This is a genomic window from Jeotgalicoccus sp. FSL K6-3177 (assembly GCF_038050175.1).
Classification (GTDB): domain Bacteria; phylum Bacillota; class Bacilli; order Staphylococcales; family Salinicoccaceae; genus Jeotgalicoccus; species Jeotgalicoccus nanhaiensis.
Genome location: NZ_JBBOSK010000001.1, coordinates 225959 through 243885, shown reverse-complemented (window position 1 = coordinate 243885; position 17927 = coordinate 225959). Strand labels below are relative to the sequence as shown.

General features: G+C 39.5%; 19 protein-coding genes. 7 read left to right on the top strand and 12 right to left on the bottom strand.

The annotated features are described in order from the left end of the window. Positions 1–11: 11 nt before the first annotated feature. Positions 12–1061, bottom strand: coding sequence for an ABC transporter permease (locus tag MHH58_RS01175; protein ID WP_341344798.1), 1050 nt, complete (start codon positions 1059–1061; stop codon positions 12–14). Positions 1062–1285: 224 nt separating this feature from the next. Between MHH58_RS01175 and MHH58_RS01170 the strand changes: the two genes are divergently transcribed. Then, positions 1286–1489: a helix-turn-helix transcriptional regulator gene (locus tag MHH58_RS01170; RefSeq protein WP_135097738.1), complete on the top strand. Its 204-nt coding sequence runs from the start codon at positions 1286–1288 to the stop codon at positions 1487–1489. Then, on the top strand, positions 1490–2182 hold the full coding sequence (locus MHH58_RS01165; protein WP_341344797.1) for a DUF3169 family protein: 693 nt from the start codon (positions 1490–1492) through the stop codon (positions 2180–2182). It begins immediately after the preceding gene. A 331-nt stretch (positions 2183–2513) separates the two neighbouring features. Here MHH58_RS01165 and hisIE read toward each other — a convergent pair whose 3' ends face one another. Genes hisIE through MHH58_RS01125 form a run of 8 tightly spaced genes read right to left on the bottom strand, consistent with a single transcriptional unit; the run spans position 2514 to position 8844 of the window. Continuing rightward, positions 2514–3137, bottom strand: coding sequence for a bifunctional phosphoribosyl-AMP cyclohydrolase/phosphoribosyl-ATP diphosphatase HisIE (gene hisIE / locus MHH58_RS01160; RefSeq protein WP_341344796.1), 624 nt, complete (start codon positions 3135–3137; stop codon positions 2514–2516). Beyond that, positions 3137–3898 (bottom strand): imidazole glycerol phosphate synthase subunit HisF, encoded by a 762-nt coding sequence (hisF, locus tag MHH58_RS01155; RefSeq protein ID WP_341344795.1) that lies wholly within the window; start codon positions 3896–3898, stop codon positions 3137–3139. The genes hisIE and hisF overlap by 1 nt, the downstream gene beginning before the upstream one ends. Next, positions 3895–4596 carry a HisA/HisF-related TIM barrel protein gene (locus MHH58_RS01150; protein ID WP_341344794.1) on the bottom strand — a complete coding sequence of 234 codons (702 nt, stop codon included), beginning with the start codon at positions 4594–4596 and terminating at the stop codon, positions 3895–3897. The genes hisF and MHH58_RS01150 overlap by 4 nt, the downstream gene beginning before the upstream one ends. A 45-nt stretch (positions 4597–4641) precedes the next feature. Continuing rightward, entirely contained in the window at positions 4642–5226 is a 585-nt protein-coding gene (gene hisB, locus MHH58_RS01145) for an imidazoleglycerol-phosphate dehydratase HisB (protein WP_341344793.1), read from the bottom strand. Then, the gene (locus tag MHH58_RS01140; protein WP_341344792.1) at positions 5219–6196 is read right to left on the bottom strand and encodes a pyridoxal phosphate-dependent aminotransferase; all 978 of its coding nucleotides are present in this window, start codon (positions 6194–6196) and stop codon (positions 5219–5221) included. The genes hisB and MHH58_RS01140 overlap by 8 nt, the downstream gene beginning before the upstream one ends. A 10-nt stretch (positions 6197–6206) precedes the next feature. Next, positions 6207–7439, bottom strand: a complete 1233-nt coding sequence (gene hisD / locus MHH58_RS01135; protein WP_341344791.1) for a histidinol dehydrogenase — start codon at positions 7437–7439, stop codon at positions 6207–6209. After that, positions 7436–8041, bottom strand: coding sequence for an ATP phosphoribosyltransferase (gene hisG, locus MHH58_RS01130; RefSeq protein WP_135097717.1), 606 nt, complete (start codon positions 8039–8041; stop codon positions 7436–7438). The genes hisD and hisG overlap by 4 nt, the downstream gene beginning before the upstream one ends. Next, the gene (locus MHH58_RS01125; RefSeq protein WP_341344790.1) at positions 8038–8844 is read right to left on the bottom strand and encodes an ATP phosphoribosyltransferase regulatory subunit; all 807 of its coding nucleotides are present in this window, start codon (positions 8842–8844) and stop codon (positions 8038–8040) included. Before MHH58_RS01125 ends, hisG begins: the two co-directional genes overlap by 4 nt. 143 nt (positions 8845–8987) lie before the next feature. Between MHH58_RS01125 and MHH58_RS01120 the strand changes: the two genes are divergently transcribed. Next, positions 8988–9275, top strand: coding sequence for a YerC/YecD family TrpR-related protein (locus tag MHH58_RS01120; RefSeq protein ID WP_115884926.1), 288 nt, complete (start codon positions 8988–8990; stop codon positions 9273–9275). A gap of 51 nt (positions 9276–9326) precedes the next feature. On the opposite strand, the gene MHH58_RS01115 is transcribed toward MHH58_RS01120, so the two are convergent. Beyond that, complete coding sequence (locus MHH58_RS01115; protein WP_341344789.1) at positions 9327–10196, bottom strand: LysR family transcriptional regulator; 870 nt, start codon at positions 10194–10196, stop codon at positions 9327–9329. A gap of 147 nt (positions 10197–10343) precedes the next feature. Between MHH58_RS01115 and MHH58_RS01110 the strand changes: the two genes are divergently transcribed. From MHH58_RS01110 to MHH58_RS01100, 3 genes are all read left to right on the top strand, one after another. Then, a complete protein-coding gene (locus tag MHH58_RS01110) occupies positions 10344–11762 on the top strand; it encodes an MFS transporter (protein ID WP_445922968.1) in 1419 nt (472 codons plus the stop codon). A 25-nt stretch (positions 11763–11787) separates the two neighbouring features. Beyond that, the gene (gene speB / locus MHH58_RS01105) at positions 11788–12747 is read left to right on the top strand and encodes an agmatinase (RefSeq protein ID WP_135097707.1); all 960 of its coding nucleotides are present in this window, start codon (positions 11788–11790) and stop codon (positions 12745–12747) included. Between the two features lie 266 nt (positions 12748–13013). Further along, a complete protein-coding gene (locus MHH58_RS01100; protein WP_341344788.1) occupies positions 13014–14042 on the top strand; it encodes an acyltransferase family protein in 1029 nt (342 codons plus the stop codon). 54 nt (positions 14043–14096) lie between these two features. On the opposite strand, the gene MHH58_RS01095 is transcribed toward MHH58_RS01100, so the two are convergent. Further along, a complete protein-coding gene (locus MHH58_RS01095; RefSeq protein ID WP_341344787.1) occupies positions 14097–14918 on the bottom strand; it encodes a PepSY domain-containing protein in 822 nt (273 codons plus the stop codon). 148 nt (positions 14919–15066) lie between these two features. Here MHH58_RS01095 and MHH58_RS01090 point away from each other — a divergent pair, with 148 nt between their 5' ends. After that, the gene (locus MHH58_RS01090; RefSeq protein ID WP_341344786.1) at positions 15067–17028 is read left to right on the top strand and encodes a fructose-1,6-bisphosphatase; all 1962 of its coding nucleotides are present in this window, start codon (positions 15067–15069) and stop codon (positions 17026–17028) included. Between the two features lie 60 nt (positions 17029–17088). Here MHH58_RS01090 and MHH58_RS01085 read toward each other — a convergent pair whose 3' ends face one another. Then, positions 17089–17817 carry an SDR family NAD(P)-dependent oxidoreductase gene (locus MHH58_RS01085; protein ID WP_341344785.1) on the bottom strand — a complete coding sequence of 243 codons (729 nt, stop codon included), beginning with the start codon at positions 17815–17817 and terminating at the stop codon, positions 17089–17091. Positions 17818–17927 lie beyond the last annotated feature (110 nt).

The window sequence follows — 17927 nt, the reverse complement described above, 5'->3', positions numbered from 1 at the left end:
ATTTTCTCCTCCTATCCAATCGCTTTTAACGGATCGACTTTCCGCACGCTGATGACTGAAAATAAACTTCCAAGCATCGCAACTGCAATAAGGACAACCATATAAATAATCATCGTTAAATAATTAAACTCAACCGGTACTGCTGGAGGCAGGAACAGTCCTGTAAGGAATGTTAATCCCAAACCGATTACAGTTCCTATTACTGCAATAATAAATGTTTGTGCCAGTACCGTTCTTGCAAGATAACCGTTTGAAAAGCCCTGTGCCTTTAACACACCAAACAGACTCGTTTTCTGGAGTGTCAGCACATATAAGAAGATGCCGATTACTGCTGCAGATATTACAAACAGGAAGATAATCATAAAGTTCAGCGTTAAGCTTTGAGCTGTATAACCTGGAAGACTTTCTATAAATTCTTCAATTTCCAGCACTTCAAGTTCATCATTAACTTCACTATCCTGCCAATCAGCATCACGGATAACCAAAGCATTAATGATATCTTCACTCAGCATCGGATTCAGTTTTTCGATTGTTTTATTATCCGTAAATAATACTGATGATGCACTGTATTTAGCACTTTCAGTAAAGCCGGTGAGCGTCAGTACTTCATCACTGTTTGACAATGTCAGTTCGTCCCCGACTTCAAAACCTGTTTCTTTTAATGAATAGTCTGCCACGACTTCATTTTCTTTTTCAGCTTGCTCACCTTCTGTGAGTTCCGGAAGGAGGAATGAATCTTCTTCTATTCCGAAAACAAAAGCATTCTCTTCAATATCGCCGTTTGATGCAATAACTGAATGCTGTTTCAATGTTGCCTGTTCCTCAAAAAGGTTTTCGACATCATCTTCCGCTATCATAGACTGCTGAATTGTCTGGTTTGCTTCATCATTTAAAATGATTGCATCTGCTTCCCATTGATCCACAGCTTCTCTATTCATATCCATTAAACCGCTTGCCAGTCCAGATAATAAAAACAGCAGGTAGCTGATCATCACAAGGACTCCGATAATTAAACTGAACTTCAGCTTATTTCTTATCATTTCATTCCATGCTAAAAACATAGTATTACTCCTTCTCGTTCATCGGCTTCGTAAAAATTTATATCTTATCTATTATAAAATTGCTGCTAAATTCATTGGTGCTGTAAAATCAACAATATTATGTTTTTTATATTTTTGACTAGTTTATTTATTATATTGACAAGTAAAGTTGTCAATATAACAAATATATGTTACATTATAAATAAGAAAAATATAGATAACTAAAACAAAGCGAAGGTGAAGCTATGAAAACAAGATTGCGTGAACTGCGCGCGAGGGACAGTTTAAACCAGACCCAGCTCGCAAAACTCGCCAAAGTATCCCGGCAGACCATCAGCTTGATTGAGCGCGAAGAATATATCCCGTCCCTTTTAATTGCTAAACGAATGGCTAATATATTTAACGAACCAATCGAGAATATTTTTATCTTCGATGAGGAGGAGTTATAAATGAAAACCATCTTAAAAATGCTGCTGTACGCTGTGATCGGCTTTGCAGCGGGTTATTTGACACTCGAACTGCTTTACGGACGAAACATAGGCGGTACGCTTGACGATGTGTACTTCTGGCTGAGTATCGTGATGATTATAATAATAATCGGCCTGCTTTTATACGCATTTATACGACGCAGAAATTTAATCAGCTTAACAAAAGATAAAAACCGAAATATGACTGACGATGAATTCGACGCATACAGCTATAACTCATTCAATGTTATTACTGTAATGACTTCTGTATCATTGATACTTTCATTCATGTCACTTGCCATCCAAACCATGGCCGCAGAAAATCCTTGGCTTATCGTACTGACGGTGATATTGGTGTTTATTTCTCTGTATATGAGTATTCGGGCCTCAGCCCTTATCAACATCGTTTATCCGGATAGAAATTTACCGGAACCCGGCGAAAAGAAATACAATCAAAAACTGCTGGCTGCTACAGACGAAGGTGAATTATTTGTGATGGCGAAAGCACTGTACACTTCAGGCGCTCTCACGTCTGCTCTGTTGTTTTTCGCAATGATTCTGATGATTTTTTATTCAATTATCACAGAAGAATCACAAATTTTCAGTATTATACTCCTCGGTCTCATCATGATTATCAATCAGCTGAAATATTCATATGAAATCAGAGAGAAGTAAATGGAGATTATTATAAAAATTATTAAGGATGAATAATTTATGAGATGCGGTACGAAGCGCTTTGAGGTTACTGTAAAGAAAGATAACAGGATCGCAACACAGGAAATCTGCGCACGTGATCAAATCGATGCAAGAAAAATTTGCCGGCGTATGTTCGATAGTGACGAAGTCATTATTTCAGTACGAAAAAAGAAATAAATGATAAATGACCGCTGAAAATTTTATTTCGATAAATTTTCAGCGGTCTTCTTATTTTTATGAGCACATAGAATTGAAGGAAAGCAAAAAACCGGAAAGAATATCATCTTCCCGATTTATCCACTCTATTTATTTACCATTTTTGAATTTCATCGCGTATGCTGTATTCTTGTTTTTTCCCGTGTCTTTCTTCGAGTTTATTCTCAACATCCTGCAGCGATATACCCTCATTATTAAGCATAACAAGCAAATGATAAAGTAAGTCACTCGTCTCGTCGGTAAGCTCATGCTTATCTTTATTTTTCGCCGCGATAATCACTTCGGTCATTTCTTCGCCGCATTTTTTCAAAATTTTATCTGTGCCTTTATCGATTAAGTACTTAGTATAAGAACCTTCCTCAGGGTTATGCATCTTTTCCTGTACGGTACGTTCCAAGGTTTGAAGACTGAAGTAGTCGTCGCCAAAACAGCTTTTTGTTCCTGTGTGACAGGTTGGACCCTGCGGCTTCACTTCAAGCAGAAGTGCATCCTGATCGCAGTCCAGCTTCATCGAGATAACTTCCTGTGTGTTGCCGCTCGTTTCTCCTTTTTTCCATAAGCGTTCTTTCGAACGCGAGTAAAACCATGCTACTTGATCTGCCTTCGTCTTCTCAAATGCTTCTTCGTTCATAAAACCATTCATCAGTACTTGTTTTGTTGCCGTATCCTGCAGTATTACTGATAATAAACCGTTATTTTTACTGAAATCCGGTTCCATTACAAACGCACCTCAATTCCATTGTCAGCGAGTTCCTGTTTTAATTCACCGATCTTAACTTCTTCTCTGTGAAATATAGATGCTGCAAGCCCGGCTGATACTTCTGTTTTCTTGAATAGTTCCGTAAAATGACCAATGCTTCCGGCACCGCCGCTTGCAATAACCGGAATACTGACAGTCTTTGCTGCCTGCTCAAGGAATTCGATATCAAATCCATTCTTCACGCCGTCGTGGTCCATACTTGTAATCAGCAGTGACCCGGCACTAAGAGCTTCACATTCCTCAATCCAGTCCGATGCTTTTTTATCGGCTCTTTTTGTTCCGCCGTGCGTGTATACATAATAGTCTTCCAAGTCATTGCTGTATTTTACATCCACAGCAAGTACAATACGTTCGTTGCCGAATTCTTCAACTGCTTCACGGATAAACTCAGGATTTTTCAGTGCGGCGGAGTTGATGCTGACTTTGTCTGCTCCTGCTTCGAGCAACTGTTCAATATCTTTTACTGTTTTAATGCCGCCGCCTATTGTCAGGGGAATCGACAGTTCTTTTGCTGTTTCCCGAATTGCATCCAGCATCAGTCCGTGCCCTTCCTGCGTTTTAGATATATCGAGAAAGACGAGTTCATCTGCGCCTTCTTCGTTATATCTTTTTGCCAGCTCTGAGGGTTTCCCAATATGCTGCAAATCTACAAAATTAACGCCTTTGACTACAGCACCGTCTTTAACATCGAGACATGGTATTATTTTTTTCACTGTCATTTAATTCCCTCCCAAAACTCTTCGGTGTGACTGGATTTTCCGACAATTGCCTCTGTTATCCCCAGACTTTCCAGCTTATCGAAATCCGCTTTATTTCTAATGCCGCCGCTTGCGACTACTTTATGACGGGTCATATTATTGATCCTCGCTGTATTTTCAAAGTTCGGACCGAGTCCCATACCGTCTTTATTTATATCTGTATAAATAACCCCTGCAAGATCCAGCGTTTCTATCTCTTCTAAATAGTCATCAGTTTTAATGCCGCTGTTTTCTGTCCAGCCATTAATGTAAATATCATCTTCTTTTGCATCCACACCCACGAATATTTTCCCGGGAAATTTTTTAACCGCTTCAGTCAGCCATGGCACATCAACAATTGCACGGGTACCGAGAATAAAATATTCAACACCCATGTCATGATACTGCTCAATCGTTTCAAGCGAACGCAGTCCCCCGCCTATTTCGAGCGGCAGTGAAGATAGTTCTGCAAGCTTCCTAACAAGATTCGATTCCAGTGCTTCCTGTTTTAAAGCACCCATCAGATCAACAACATGAATTCTCGTTACCGATTCAAAGCCCGCATAAAACTCCAATGCTTCTTCAGGTGTTCTTTTCATCTGTGATTTTTTCGCGTAATCTCCTTGTGATAAACGGACATTCTGACCGTCAATTAAATCTATCGCAGGAATAATATTCATGTTAAAACTCCCTTTTCCCGTACTGTTTTATCTGTCTGCCAGTAATTACTCAATTACGCCTTTCGAGGACGGAATACCGCTTTTTGACGGCTGCAGTGCAAGCTTCAAACTGCGTGCAAAGCCTTTAAATATTGCCTCTATTTCGTGATGCGAATTTCCTGATTTTAGTAAATCAATATGGAGCGTCATTCTTGAATTCATAGCGACAGCGCTAAAGAACTCTTCTGTGAGTTCCGTATCGAAATCCCCTACCTTATCTCTCGATATAACCGCATTAAAGCTGAGATGTGGTCTTCCAGATAAATCCAGCACTACACGTGCAAGTGATTCATCCATCGGCAGATACATCGATCCGTATCTCTGATAGCTTTCTTTTTCAGCGTACAGCTCTCTCAAAAGCTGTCCGAGGACGATACCGATATCCTCAACAGTATGATGCCCGTCGATATGTAAATCCCCCTCGGCCTTAATATTGACATACAGCTCCGAGTGAAAACTGAACAGTGTCAGCATATGGTCAAAAAAACCGAGACCCGTTTCTATTTCAGATTCTTTAAAATTTCGTTCGTCATCTATTTCGATGCTTATTTTGGTTTCTTTGGTTTCCCTGTCTTTACTGTACTTAGTCATGAGACTCACCCCACTTCGTAATAAGTTCTTTCAGTTTTGGATACTCTTTTTCATGAACAATTGAAAATCGGGCTGCATTTTTAAGATTCGCATCATCATACACTCTGCCCCTGTACCCATTTTGATAAAGATATTCATATAAATCCCGGGCTTTATCACCGTATATAAACACAAAGTTCGTATGTGTAGGTTTAATTTTAATATGACGGCGGACTGTTTCAAATGCATCAGCAAGTGATTTCTGCAGGTCTTTCTGGTATTCGAACCATTCGTTCAGCCGCTTCTGATCGCTGAGCAGTGCGCTTCCGAGATTAAGTGTCAGGCCATTTAAAGGATACGGGTGATTAATTCGCGTAATCGCTTCATAAGTTTTTCCTGTCGCAATCGCGATACCGATTCTGAGTCCTGCAAGACCATATACTTTACTCATTGTCCGCACAATTATAATATGGTCCCCTTCGGGAATTGGGCGCTCCAGAGCAAATTCCCCATATGCTTCATCAATGACCAGATATCCTCCAACAGACTTCATTGCATCAGCGAGTTCTTTTATAAAATGACTTGGCAGCAGTACACCTGTCGGATTATGCGGATTTGAAATAAAAAATACAGATGGCTTTTTAGCCTTAATTTCATTTACTGCAAGTTCATAATCAAATGAGTAATCTTCACGCGCCGGTACAGAATAATAACGGTATCCGACCTGGTTTGAGTAGGTCTGATACATTACAAAATCCGGACTGAGCGACATTACACCATTCTTTCCCAGCGTCATAATAATTTTTTGCAGCCATTCATCCGAGCCGTTCGCCACTTCAATGTTCTCTGCCGAAAATCCGTTTTGTTTTGCGTATAATTCTTTAAAACGTCCGAGTTCTTCTTCCGGGTACAATTCAATATCGGTGCTATTTACCGCCTCAAGAATCTGTTCCTTTGAGAGAGGCGACTTTGGTGAGGTATTTCTGTCCATACTGATCATTTTACCGCTCCGTTCTAATATTTAATGATTCATAATGGGCATCGAGCCCTTCTTTTTTTGCGATTGTTTTCGCAGCTCCTGCGATATTACTGTATGTTCCCTCTTTTAGATTTATCACTGCATGACTTGTCAGAAAATCATTTACATTCAAACCGTGACTGAAACGGCCTGTCTGATTTGTCGGTAATACATGTGAGGGTCCCGCTGCATAGTCGCCGATTGCTTCCGGTGAGTATTTACCGATAAAAACCGCACCTGCATAGCGTATTGCACGGGCAATATCTTCTTCATCCCGGTGCTGAATTGATACGTGTTCCGGAGCGATAAAGTTAATAATTTCTATAAGCTTTTTCCTGCTGTCAATAATCTGATAGTGATTATTTTCGAGCGATTTTTGGATGACATCTGCTCGTGTCTGCGAGTCAATCAGGCGATCGACTTCAAGTTGGATACCGTCAATCACATCCTGTGATTCTGTTATGAGGAAGGTCCTTGCATTTACATCGTGCTCAGCCTGGGCGAAAATATCATACGCGACTGCTGTATAATCTGCAGAATTATCGACGTACAGAAGGATTTCACTCGGTCCCGCGATCATGTCGATACCGACATCTCCAAATACCTGTTTTTTTGCCAGTGCAACATACTTATTACCGGGGCCGACAATCTTATCTACTTTCGCAATAGTTTCTGTTCCGTAAGCCAGCGCCGCGACAGCCTGAGCGCCTCCCACCGTATACACTTCTGTAACGCCTGCAATGTAAAGTGAAGCGAAAGTAATATTTTCATCGTCGAAAGTCGGCGTTACAGCAACGATATTCTCCACCCCTGCCACTGCTGCAGGAACTGCTGACATAAGTACACTTGAAGGATATAACGCTGTACCTCCCGGAATGTAAATGCCAATCCGTTCCAGGGGATGGTAGACATAGGAAAACTCTCCATCCTCGAAATCCTTATATTTTATCGACTGCTGGTAATCAGCAATGCGTTTTTTAATAAGACCCAGCGCATTCTTTTCTTCTTCACTTAAATTATCAAAACTGTTTTTCAGTTTTTCCTCGGGCACTTTAAAATCATCTAGCTCCCGCCCGTCAAACTGTGCTGTATATTTCTTTAAGGCTTCATCTTTGTTCTGCTTCACATCTTCAATTATAGACAGAACATTATCTATGTTTTCTTTATCTGTGCTGTCCTCACTTGTAAATATCTGTTTAAAGGTTTCCGCGTTCATCCAATCACTCCAATTTCACTTAAAAATTCATAGATGCTGTCTTCCTTCGTATAGAACGTCTGCTTATTCGCAATCAGACGCGCCTGTACATCGAGAATTCTTTCATACTCAAGCAGACCATTATCACGTAAAGTATTCCCTGTCTGTACAATATCCACAATACCGTCTGCCAGTCCGAGTATCGGCGCGAGTTCTACTGAACCATTAAGGTGAATCAGCGACACCGGCTGCTGCTGTCCGTTGAAATAGTTACGGGCAATATTAGTATATTTAGAAGCTACAGTATTAAAATGTTCTACATCCGGCGGACCCGCCAGCGCAAAATGACATTTTCCGAAAGGCAGTTCAGATACATTTAAATAGCTGAACACCTCTTCTTCAATAATGTCACTGCCGACAATACCGATATCTGCAACCCCGCGTTCGACATAGACAGGCACATCCGGTCCTTTTGCAAAAATGAAGCGGATATTATCCACAATCGTATAGAGCGCGCGTGATTCATCTTTCAGTACCTTGCTGTATTTATAAAGTTCATATTTCTCTAAATAAGAAACAAAATCATCAAACAAACGTCCTTTGGATAATGCTACTGTAATCATAAAAGACCTCCGTCTGTGAGATTTAACGCAATGCCGAATGCATTGCTGTTATATTGCCCGCCGCTTAATATCGGTGAGTTAGAATTTAAAAATGCCTGAAAATACAAACCGTTATAGTAATTTTGAGGCGAACGGAATGATAAATCCAAAATGAATTTTCTATCTTCTGATGAAATCTTTGCTTTTAAATGAGTAATTGCCTGCATAACTTCCTTATCGCCGAAAATCTCACTCACCATCTTAAACTGATCACTTACCTTGGCACTCATAATCTTATACAAATCATGATCTTTACCGAGCTGCTGACGCAGCTCCGAAATGTTCTTTGTATAAATGAGCTGGCGCACTGAATCAGGAAGCTTATATTTTTCAATAAATAAATCAATCAGCTGATCATTATTTATAACGAGTGTTTTGATTTGTGTTTCTGCACATTCTTCAACAAAATTCATATGCATTAACAGCGCTTCGATAATATCCTTTTCCGCTGCCTTATAAATTTCTACACCCGCCTGATAGAATGATTCATTCTCTCTGACAACAGGCCCAAAATAACCGAAACGCTTGTCATCTGAATAAAAGTTGCTGTTGAAATTCAGCAGCGTCCTTGTCCAGTCACTGCGAATGGCGTACATTGCATTATTTCTTTCAAAAACTACACTTGTCGGATGATGATATTTATCATCGATTGAAAAAGGTTCTATCATATTCATATCAACCAGGGTGTACCCTGAATCATCAAGCTGCTCCAGATATTTTTGTCCAAGAGCGAGCCGTTGCAAAATGAATTTGTTGTTTGTCATAATTACTCTCCTTTAACACTTTAGCGAGATAAAGAATTACCAATAAATAAAATAGTAACAAAGATATTTAATATACACAACCATTTTCTTTACCGCTTTAGTATGTTAAAGTATTGTTATCTTATTTATACGGAGCTGAGGCTATGCAAATAGATAAATTAAAAGGTCAGGAACTCGACGATCTGTTCGACGGAATTCTGTCACTTGAGACGAAAGAAGAATGCTATAAGTTTTTCGATGATATTTGCACATCCAATGAACTTGTGGCATTAAAGCAGAGATTTCAGGTCGCAAAGCTTATCGATGAAGGCAAAACGTATTCTAAAGTTCAGGAAGAAACAGGAGCATCGAGCGCCACTGTATCACGGGTGAAACGCTGCCTTGATTACGGCAGTGACGGCTATCGCACTGTTTTGAATAAAATAAAGTAACGATAGGCGTTACGGAAAAAGGGGAGTACATAATGTTATGCACTCCCTTTCTTAATTTTCCAGATATTCTTTTGTCACATTTATAAACTTTTCAATATCCGACGTAAAATACCTGTTTTTCATATATGACAGATATAAATCAGGACCTTTTAAATCATAATCTAAAGAAACACTCGTTACATCATCGTCTGTATAGTTACTCGCATAAAGTTCTGGCATAACTGCTATTCCAAGTCCTTTTTTTACTAAACGGACTGCGGTGCCTATAGTATCCACCCTAATGACATTTCTGAATTTCAGATTATTTTTATGAAGAAATTCATTTAACTCATATGATCCTTCGCTGAAAATTAAAGTGTGATTCTGATAATTCTGGAGGCTGACATTGTTCATCTCCGATAGAGAAAGGTCTCTGTGAACGAGGAGTGAATGAATATTCGGGCCTAAATATATTGATTCCATATCTTCGTCTAAGTAACTTAAGGTTGTTAAGCCAAAATGAAGCTGATGCATACGCAGCTGATCTATGATATGCGAAGTCGTTCCTTCAGTTAATTTAATGTCGAAGTTATTATTGCTCTCGAGAAATATATCAAATAATTCCGGTATTACAGCTCTGAAAAGTTCTGTAATACCCATTTTCAATTGTCCGCTGCCTCTTTTACCAATATATTCAACTTCATCTTCCATATTTTCGAAAATTGATAGCACCAGTTTTACATGTTTATAAAACTCCGCTCCGGCATCTGTAAGCTTAAAAGTGCCATCATTACGTTCTAATAGTTTAAAACCGATTTCATTTTCTAACTTGCTTAAAGACATACTGAGTGACGGCTGGGAAACATATAATGAATTCGCTGCTCTACTGACCTTTCCGTGTTTAACTATTTCATGAAAATAACGCAACTGTTTAATATCCACTACAAATTCTCCTCATTTAATATAAATATTATTTATAGTTCTATAAAAATTATATATTTTTAAAATATAATTGTATCATTTACACTAAAGTTATCCTATTAAGCGCTTACATAACGGATAATCAGTTTTTCAAATACTAAGGGGTGGTTGAAAATTTCATCAACTAACAAAAAAGCTAACTTATATATTGTCGGTATTGTTCTGGCTGTTTTAACGTTTTGGATGTTTGCTCAATCTATGATTAACATTCTTCCCGCTATGACGGCAGACATGGACGTTTCGCTTGGTACATTAAATATCTCCACAAGCTTGACTTCCTTATTTTCCGGTTTGTTCATCGTAGTGGCAGGAGGTCTTTCCGACCGTTCAGGTCGTAAAAAAATGACTTTTTTCGGGCTGGGTTTAAGTATTTTAGGAAGTTTTTTAGTAATTATTGCACAGGGGCCTTCACTTCTTATCATAGGCAGGGCAATACAAGGGATTTCCGCTGCATTTATCATGCCCGCTACCATTGCCCTTATTAAAACAGCCTTTAATGAAACTGACAGACAGCGTGCATTAAGCTACTGGTCCTTCGGCTCATGGGGAGGAGGCGGCGTAGCTACGCTAGCAGGCGGTCTTGTTGCGACATACATGGACTGGAGATGGATTTTTATATTCTCGATAATTGTTGCCCTTATCTCGATGTGGATTCTCCGCGATATCGAAGAAAGTAAAGTGAACGATTACAAGAAACAACCTTTTGATTATATTGGGTTCGCAATTTTTATCTTCTTACTTCTCGGTGTCAATATTGTAATTACGCAGGGGCAGGAGTTCGGCTGGTTCAGTCCAATTATTATCGGTTTGATGATTGTTACTTTAATATTAGCAGTTATATTTTTCATGTATGAGAAACAACGTAAATTCCAATTTATCGATTTCAATTTATTTAAATCACGTCCTTACACCGGAGCTGTAACTTCCAATTTTCTGCAAAACGGCATCGCAGCCACTATAGTAGTAGCAAACACATATGTTCAAATAGCAAGAGGATTTTCGGCATTTGAAACTGGACTTTTGACTATTGGAAATATAGTCGCTTTACTGATAATGATACGTGTCGGTGAGCGTATGCTTCAAAAAATCGGCGCAAGAAAACCTATGCTTTGGGCAATTTTTATTGCCGCTATAGGTATGAGCTTAGCCGCAATGACATTTCTACCTGACATACTTTATGTCATCGTAGTTTTCATCGGCTTCCTAATCGCTGGAATAGGTATTGGAATGTATGCAACACCATCCCTTGATACTTCAGTCGTTCATATTAGTAACGATAAAGTAGGAGTCGCTTCAGGCATCTACAAAATGGCCAGCTCGCTCGGTTACTCGTTTGGCCTGGCTATATCAACAGCTGTATATGGAACTGTGGAAGCCGTAACTTCAAATATTCATCTCGCCGCTTCTGGCGGCATGTTCACAGCATTGGCTTTCGGAGCTGTGTCAATTTGGATTGTAGCTAAAACAATGAGTCCGGAAGAAGGCCTTAAAACTAAACCTATACTCGCAACGAGTAAAATAAACTAATGGTTAAATATTGGAGGAAATTATTATGGTTAATCCTGATGAAAAACAATTTTTAAATCTGCCTTTTACAGGCATCACGACTTTTGGTAAATATCCGGTATGTGCAGACTTAGATGAACTCGACGCAGATGTAGCAGTCATAGGTGTCCCGAATGATATGGGGACTCAATGGAGATCTGGTGCAAGAATGGGACCTCGAGCCGTCCGGGAAGGCTCTACTTTATACAGCTTTGGTTTAGATGGTGCATATGATATTGAAAATGATATTACTTATTTGGGCCCGAGATGGAATGTAGTGGATTGCGGGGATGTCGACATTATACATGGTGATATTATGCAATCACACGACAATACTGAAGAAGCAATTCGTAAAATTGTGGATAAAGGCGCAATGCCTGTTGTAATTGGTGGAGATCATTCTATTACTGCGCCTGTCGGCAAAGGATTAGAAAAATTAGGCCCTTTCCATGTAATTCAAATAGATGCACATCTCGACTGGGCTGATCATCGTTCAGGTATGCGTTACGGACACGGTAACTGTATTAGACGATTATCAGAACTGGAACATGTTAAAGATATATTCCAGTTTGGTATCAGGGGTATCAGCAGCAGTCTGAAAGAAGATGTCGATGCAGCCAGAGAATATGGAGCGACGATTTTATCACCAAATAAAATGCGCGAAAAAGGCATTGAAGGTCTTTTGGAGTTATTGCCTAAAGGAGAAAAATACTATATTACAATTGATATAGATGGTATCGACCCATCAGTTGCTCCAGGAACAGGAACACCTTCTCCAGGCGGTTTGTACTATGACGAAGTAAATGAGTTGTTAAAAGCTATTTCAAATCATGGAGAAGTTATTGCATTTGATTTGGTTGAAGTTGCACCTCAATATGATTTAACCGGTATGACTGGTCAAACTGCTGCTAGAATCATGCTTGATTTACTGAGTTATGTTACTAAGAAAAAAGAACAGAATGATTAATAGAATGATTTCTGCATAGGAACAAAGAACTTTAAGAAGATAAAACATTTCATAAAACACAGTTAAAATCCGTGCATTAGACTCTTTTGGGAAACTAATGCATGGATTATTTGTGTTGAATATATTTATATTCATCCCTTTTTTCACTCAGCCGCTTTTTATTTGAATTTTCTCCCGCTGATGATATATAGTGATTCAATCATTGGAAACACCGCAAAATACGCAGAGAACATATAAAAATCTGCCGGACTATGAGGGGTATCATAATGGCTGAAAAGAAAAGATTTACTGAAATTGATGCATTGAGAGGTATCGCGGCCATTGTCGTCGTGCTTTACCACTACATTGTTTTTTATGATGAAAAGTTTGGACATATAAAAGAAAATTATATAGATATACTGTCGTTCGGACATTACGGCGTTCAATTATTTTTTATCATCAGCGGATTCGTTATTTACATGTCGGTTCTGAAAGTAAAATCGACACCTGACTTCTTAACGAAAAGAGCAATCCGGCTGTATCCTACTTACATTTTTGCGATTATCGTCACCTTCATCGTAGTTGGAATATCTTCTGTCGATACCCTTAAAGCGGGGGTTGCTGATATGTTTATTAACATGACAATGTTTCAGGACTTCTTCGGTGTTAAGAATGTCGATGGCGTGTACTGGTCACTGCGCGTGGAATTGACATTCTATCTGTTAATGGCACTGCTCCTGATTTTCAATCTGCAACGAAGAGTGATGCTGTTTACCGGTGTCTGGCTCGCCGCTTCTGCACTGATACAAATTACAAATGGTCTTGCAGGCACTGAGACAACAGCACTGATTGAGAAGTTTTCAATGTCCAATTACTGTCAGATGTTCATTATCGGAATTATGTTTTATTATATATGGCAGCACGGCAGCCATTTAAAATATCATTTGATGATTGCTCTGTCCCTTATTTACGATTTTTCATTTGAAGGTTTCACAAATGGCCTCTTTACTGTATTTTTCATCGCAGTCTTTTACCTGGTACTGAACAATAAAATGCAGTGGCTGAAGTCAGATACGCTTGTTTATCTCGGCGCCTTATCTTTTCCGCTGTATTTAATTCATCAGAATATCGGTTATGTCATTATTCAAAAACTCGAATCTCTAGGCTATGTACACGAAGTCTTTCTCGTCGTACCGCTTGGTATCAGTCTTGTGCTTGCACATCTTATACGCCATTACGTTGAGAAACCAAGTCATAACGTGCTGTTTAAACTATATAAAGAAAGACAGACCGCAATGCTGAATGTCTCAAGATAAAAAGACGCCCTGTTTTCGGGGCGTCTTTTTATAGACTTAAAAGTACTTCTTAATTTAGTCATCCTGTTCGCTATTAAGAATTTCTAAGCTTTCCGCATCAATTGTGTATTCATATTTCTGATTTTCGTAAATAAGATCGATGTCGTATTCAGCTACTCCGTCATCCATACTTAAAGACCATTCTCTAACTTCACCACCGCCGAGATCGGCAATTGCTTCATCGATAGCATCATATGCTTCGTTTAATGAACCGTAATCGACAACGTCATTCTGATCATCGTTATCATCATCGTCTTCCTGTTCAGTTCTGACATCAACGATTTCTTCTGTGTCATGATCGACTACGACTTCAGATTCTTCGCTGCCGTTATTTAAATCTACTTTATAAACCCATCCATTCCCCTCATTCTCGAAAGAAATCTCATGGAGATCACCTTCAGCTTCTCCTTCAGCAAGAGAAATAGCATCGTCTGCAGTTAAGCTGATGTCTTCCAGCGCTATTGTTTCAGAGCCGGCTTCAGAACTAGAACTGCTGTCACTGTTATCATTTGATGTGCCTTCTGTTTCAGTACTTTCAGCTTCTTCAGATGTATTACTGTTAGGATCGCTCGATCCTGACGGGTCTGCAGAAGTTTCTTCGTCCGACTCATCACCGCTGTCCTTGTTACCGTCTTCAGTATTTTCTTCCGTCGCAGCGTCTTTGTCCGTGCCGCCGTAGTCTGTGCTTGTTTCCTGATCCTCATCAGTTGTTTCCTCGTCAGTTATCGGACCGCCTTCAGTTTCCGTTGTATCTTCATTAGCAGATTCTTCCTCGTTGCCGCATGCTGCTAAAACCAGACTCGAAGCCAGCAGCAAGCCAAATATTTTAATTTTCACTGTAAGCTCTCCCTTCGACTTGTTATTCATATAATATCCTGTTATTTTTACAAGCAAACATTTTTCATAAGAGATAAATCATTTATCATTTATACAGTTATGGATATAATGGAGATATTATGAGATTTTACAATAGGAGTGTTAATCAGTGAGTGTATCGGACAACAATAATACAGATTATAAAGCACGTTACTTTCAGCTCCTCGCTGAAAAGTTTAATTCAGAAGAAAAAGTTGCGACAGAAATTATAAATTTGGAATCTATTCTGGAATTGCCTAAAGGAACTGAGCATTTTGTGAGTGATCTGCACGGGGAATTCCAGTCCTTCCAGCACGTGCTCAGAAACGGTTCCGGCAACGTCAAAGTAAAAATTGACGATATGTTTAAAGGCCGTCTGACCGAATCTGAACTCAGCGAACTGGCTGCTCTCGTTTATTATCCTGAAGAAAAATTAAAGCGGATTACAAATCAGTTTACAGATAAAAATGAACTGGCTGACTGGTATAAAGCTAAGATTGAACAGCTGATAGAACTTGTCGCTCATTCTTCTTCAAAATATACTCGTTCCAAATTGCGTAAAGCACTGCCCCAGCAGTTTGCTTACATAATTGAGGAGCTGCTGTACAAGAAAGATGAGCACGATAATAAAAAAAGATATTACGATCGTATTTTAAGCGAAATTATCGCACTCGGTCAGGCAAACAAATTAATTACCGGTCTTTCTTTTACCATTCAGAGGCTGGTTGTTGACCATCTGCACGTTGTCGGTGATATATATGACCGCGGTCCCGAGCCCGATAAAATTATGGATACTTTAATTGACTATCACTCTGTCGATATTCAATGGGGAAATCACGATGTCCTCTGGCTCGGGGCTTATGCCGGTTCCAAAGTATGTCTCGCAAATATTATACGTATCTGTGCCCGTTACAATAATCTCGATATTATTGAAGATGCGTATGGTATTAATCTCCGTCCGCTCTTTACACTCGCTGAAAAATATTATGATGATAATTCTGCCTTCCGCCCGAAAAAAACATCTGACAAAATTTTATCAGCACACGAACAGCTCCAGATGACAAAAGTTCAGCAGGCTATATCGATTATCCAGTTTAAGCTGGAAGCACCGATTATTAAAAGGCGCCCGAACTTCGACATGAATGACCGGCTGGTACTGGAAAATGTTAATTACGACACGATGGAATATATAGTGGACGGTAAAGTTTACCCGCTTGAAAATACGTGCTTCCAAACGGTTGATCCTAATAATCCCGCGGCACTTACCGATGAAGAAATGGATGTTATGAATACGCTCCTTATATCAGTGCAGCAATCAGAAAAACTGAAAAGGCATATGAATTTCATGATGAAAAAAGGTAATCTTTACTTGCGTTATAACGGTAACCTGCTGATTCACGGATGTATTCCGGTGACGGAAGACTGTGAAATGGAAGGGATGGAAATCGATGGTCAAGTATATTACGGCCGGGAACTCCTCGATCAGTTCGAAAAATATTTACGCCGGGCATTTGCAGATCTCGATGAAACCGAGGATCTTGCCACGGATTTAATCTGGTACTTATGGACCGGGAAAAAATCATCACTGTTCGGAAAACGTGCCATGACAACTTTTGAGAGATACTTTATCAGTGACAAAGCAACTCATAAAGAAGAAAAAAACCCATACTATTATTTACGGGAACAGCCCGAAATGGCAGAAACTTTCTTAAAAGAGTTCAATTTAGATCCTGAAGAAGGCCATATTATAAACGGGCATACACCTGTTAAAGAAAAAGAAGGTGAAAACCCCATTAAAGCCGACGGCAAGCTGATTGTTATCGACGGCGGTTTTTCCAAAGCTTACCAGTCGACAACAGGTATTGCCGGCTACACGCTGCTGTTTAATTCATACGGCATGCAGCTGGTGGCTCATCAGGAATTTAACTCCAAAGACAAAGTGCTGGAAAACGAATCTGATGTACTCGCGGTCAGAAGAATCGTCGATGAAGAACTCAAACGTAAAAAAGTCAGAGATACAGAAATCGGTAAACGTTTAAAATATGAAATTTCCATGCTGAAAGACTTGATGAAACACCGTTATATTAATTAAAGATAAGCACTAAAAAACAACGTCCGCAAACTGCTGTGGACGTTGTTTTGCCGTTATAATTTATTGTGCTGTAAATCCTCCGTCGACAGTTAAAGTATTTGCTGTCATAAACGAAGAGTCATCCGAAGCCAGGAATAAGGCTGCTTTAGCCATCTCTTCAGATGTACCGAGACGACCGATTGGAGTAATATTCGATAAAGACTGCTTCATTTCTGCCGGAATAATCGGTGTATCAATGAAGCCTGGGCATAATGCGTTTACCCTGATATTTTCTTTAGCATACTCGATACCGAGCGAGCGTGTCAGGTTAATGACACCGCCTTTCGCTGCGTTATAAGCAGCATTACCCGCTGCACCAATCCAGCCATACATGGAAGCTGTGTTAATAATATTTCCGCTTCCCTGCTCCCGGAAGTAATCGATTGCGAGTTTTGAGAATAAGAATACTGCATCGAGGTCGACATTTACAGTCTTGCGGTATTCTGTATAAGAAACTTCATGTGTCGGTTTAGTTGCCCCGATTCCCGCATTATTGAACAGAATATCGATACGTCCGAATTTCTCTGCTGTTTTATCAAATACTCTTTTAGCGTCTTCTTCACTCGTTACATCTGCCTGCACGAAAATAGTCTCACCGCCGAGTTCTTCTGCAACTTTTTTCCCTTTTTCTTCATCTAGATCTACAAGTACTAATTTGGCTCCTTCTTCTTTAAATAAATCTGCTGATGCTTTGCCGATTCCTGAAATACCACCTGTGATAACGACGACTTTGTTCTGCAGCTTTGCCATTGTATTACCTCCAAAATGATTTTCTTTCTTAAATTCATTATATCATTAGAATCTTCAGATAATATGGAGCAACTGCTAAAACATTATGTGATTTTGTTCACAAATGGCAA

Bases quoted from the DNA above. Each gene is read 5' to 3' on its own strand.
- MHH58_RS01175 (WP_341344798.1), bottom strand. From the start codon at position 1,061: ATGTTTTTAGCATGGAATGAAATGATAAGAAATAAGCTGAAGTTCAGT.
- MHH58_RS01170 (WP_135097738.1), top strand. From the start codon at position 1,286: ATGAAAACAAGATTGCGTGAACTGCGCGCGAGGGACAGTTTAAACCAG.
- MHH58_RS01165 (WP_341344797.1), top strand. From the start codon at position 1,490: ATGAAAACCATCTTAAAAATGCTGCTGTACGCTGTGATCGGCTTTGCA.
- hisIE (WP_341344796.1), bottom strand. From the start codon at position 3,137: ATGGAACCGGATTTCAGTAAAAATAACGGTTTATTATCAGTAATACTG.
- hisF (WP_341344795.1), bottom strand. From the start codon at position 3,898: ATGACAGTGAAAAAAATAATACCATGTCTCGATGTTAAAGACGGTGCT.
- MHH58_RS01150 (WP_341344794.1), bottom strand. From the start codon at position 4,596: ATGAATATTATTCCTGCGATAGATTTAATTGACGGTCAGAATGTCCGT.
- hisB (WP_341344793.1), bottom strand. From the start codon at position 5,226: ATGACTAAGTACAGTAAAGACAGGGAAACCAAAGAAACCAAAATAAGC.
- MHH58_RS01140 (WP_341344792.1), bottom strand. From the start codon at position 6,196: ATGGACAGAAATACCTCACCAAAGTCGCCTCTCTCAAAGGAACAGATT.
- hisD (WP_341344791.1), bottom strand. From the start codon at position 7,439: ATGAACGCGGAAACCTTTAAACAGATATTTACAAGTGAGGACAGCACA.
- hisG (WP_135097717.1), bottom strand. From the start codon at position 8,041: ATGATTACAGTAGCATTATCCAAAGGACGTTTGTTTGATGATTTTGTT.
- MHH58_RS01125 (WP_341344790.1), bottom strand. From the start codon at position 8,844: ATGACAAACAACAAATTCATTTTGCAACGGCTCGCTCTTGGACAAAAA.
- MHH58_RS01120 (WP_115884926.1), top strand. From the start codon at position 8,988: ATGCAAATAGATAAATTAAAAGGTCAGGAACTCGACGATCTGTTCGAC.
- speB (WP_135097707.1), top strand. From the start codon at position 11,788: ATGGTTAATCCTGATGAAAAACAATTTTTAAATCTGCCTTTTACAGGC.
- MHH58_RS01100 (WP_341344788.1), top strand. From the start codon at position 13,014: ATGGCTGAAAAGAAAAGATTTACTGAAATTGATGCATTGAGAGGTATC.
- MHH58_RS01085 (WP_341344785.1), bottom strand. From the start codon at position 17,817: ATGGCAAAGCTGCAGAACAAAGTCGTCGTTATCACAGGTGGTATTTCA.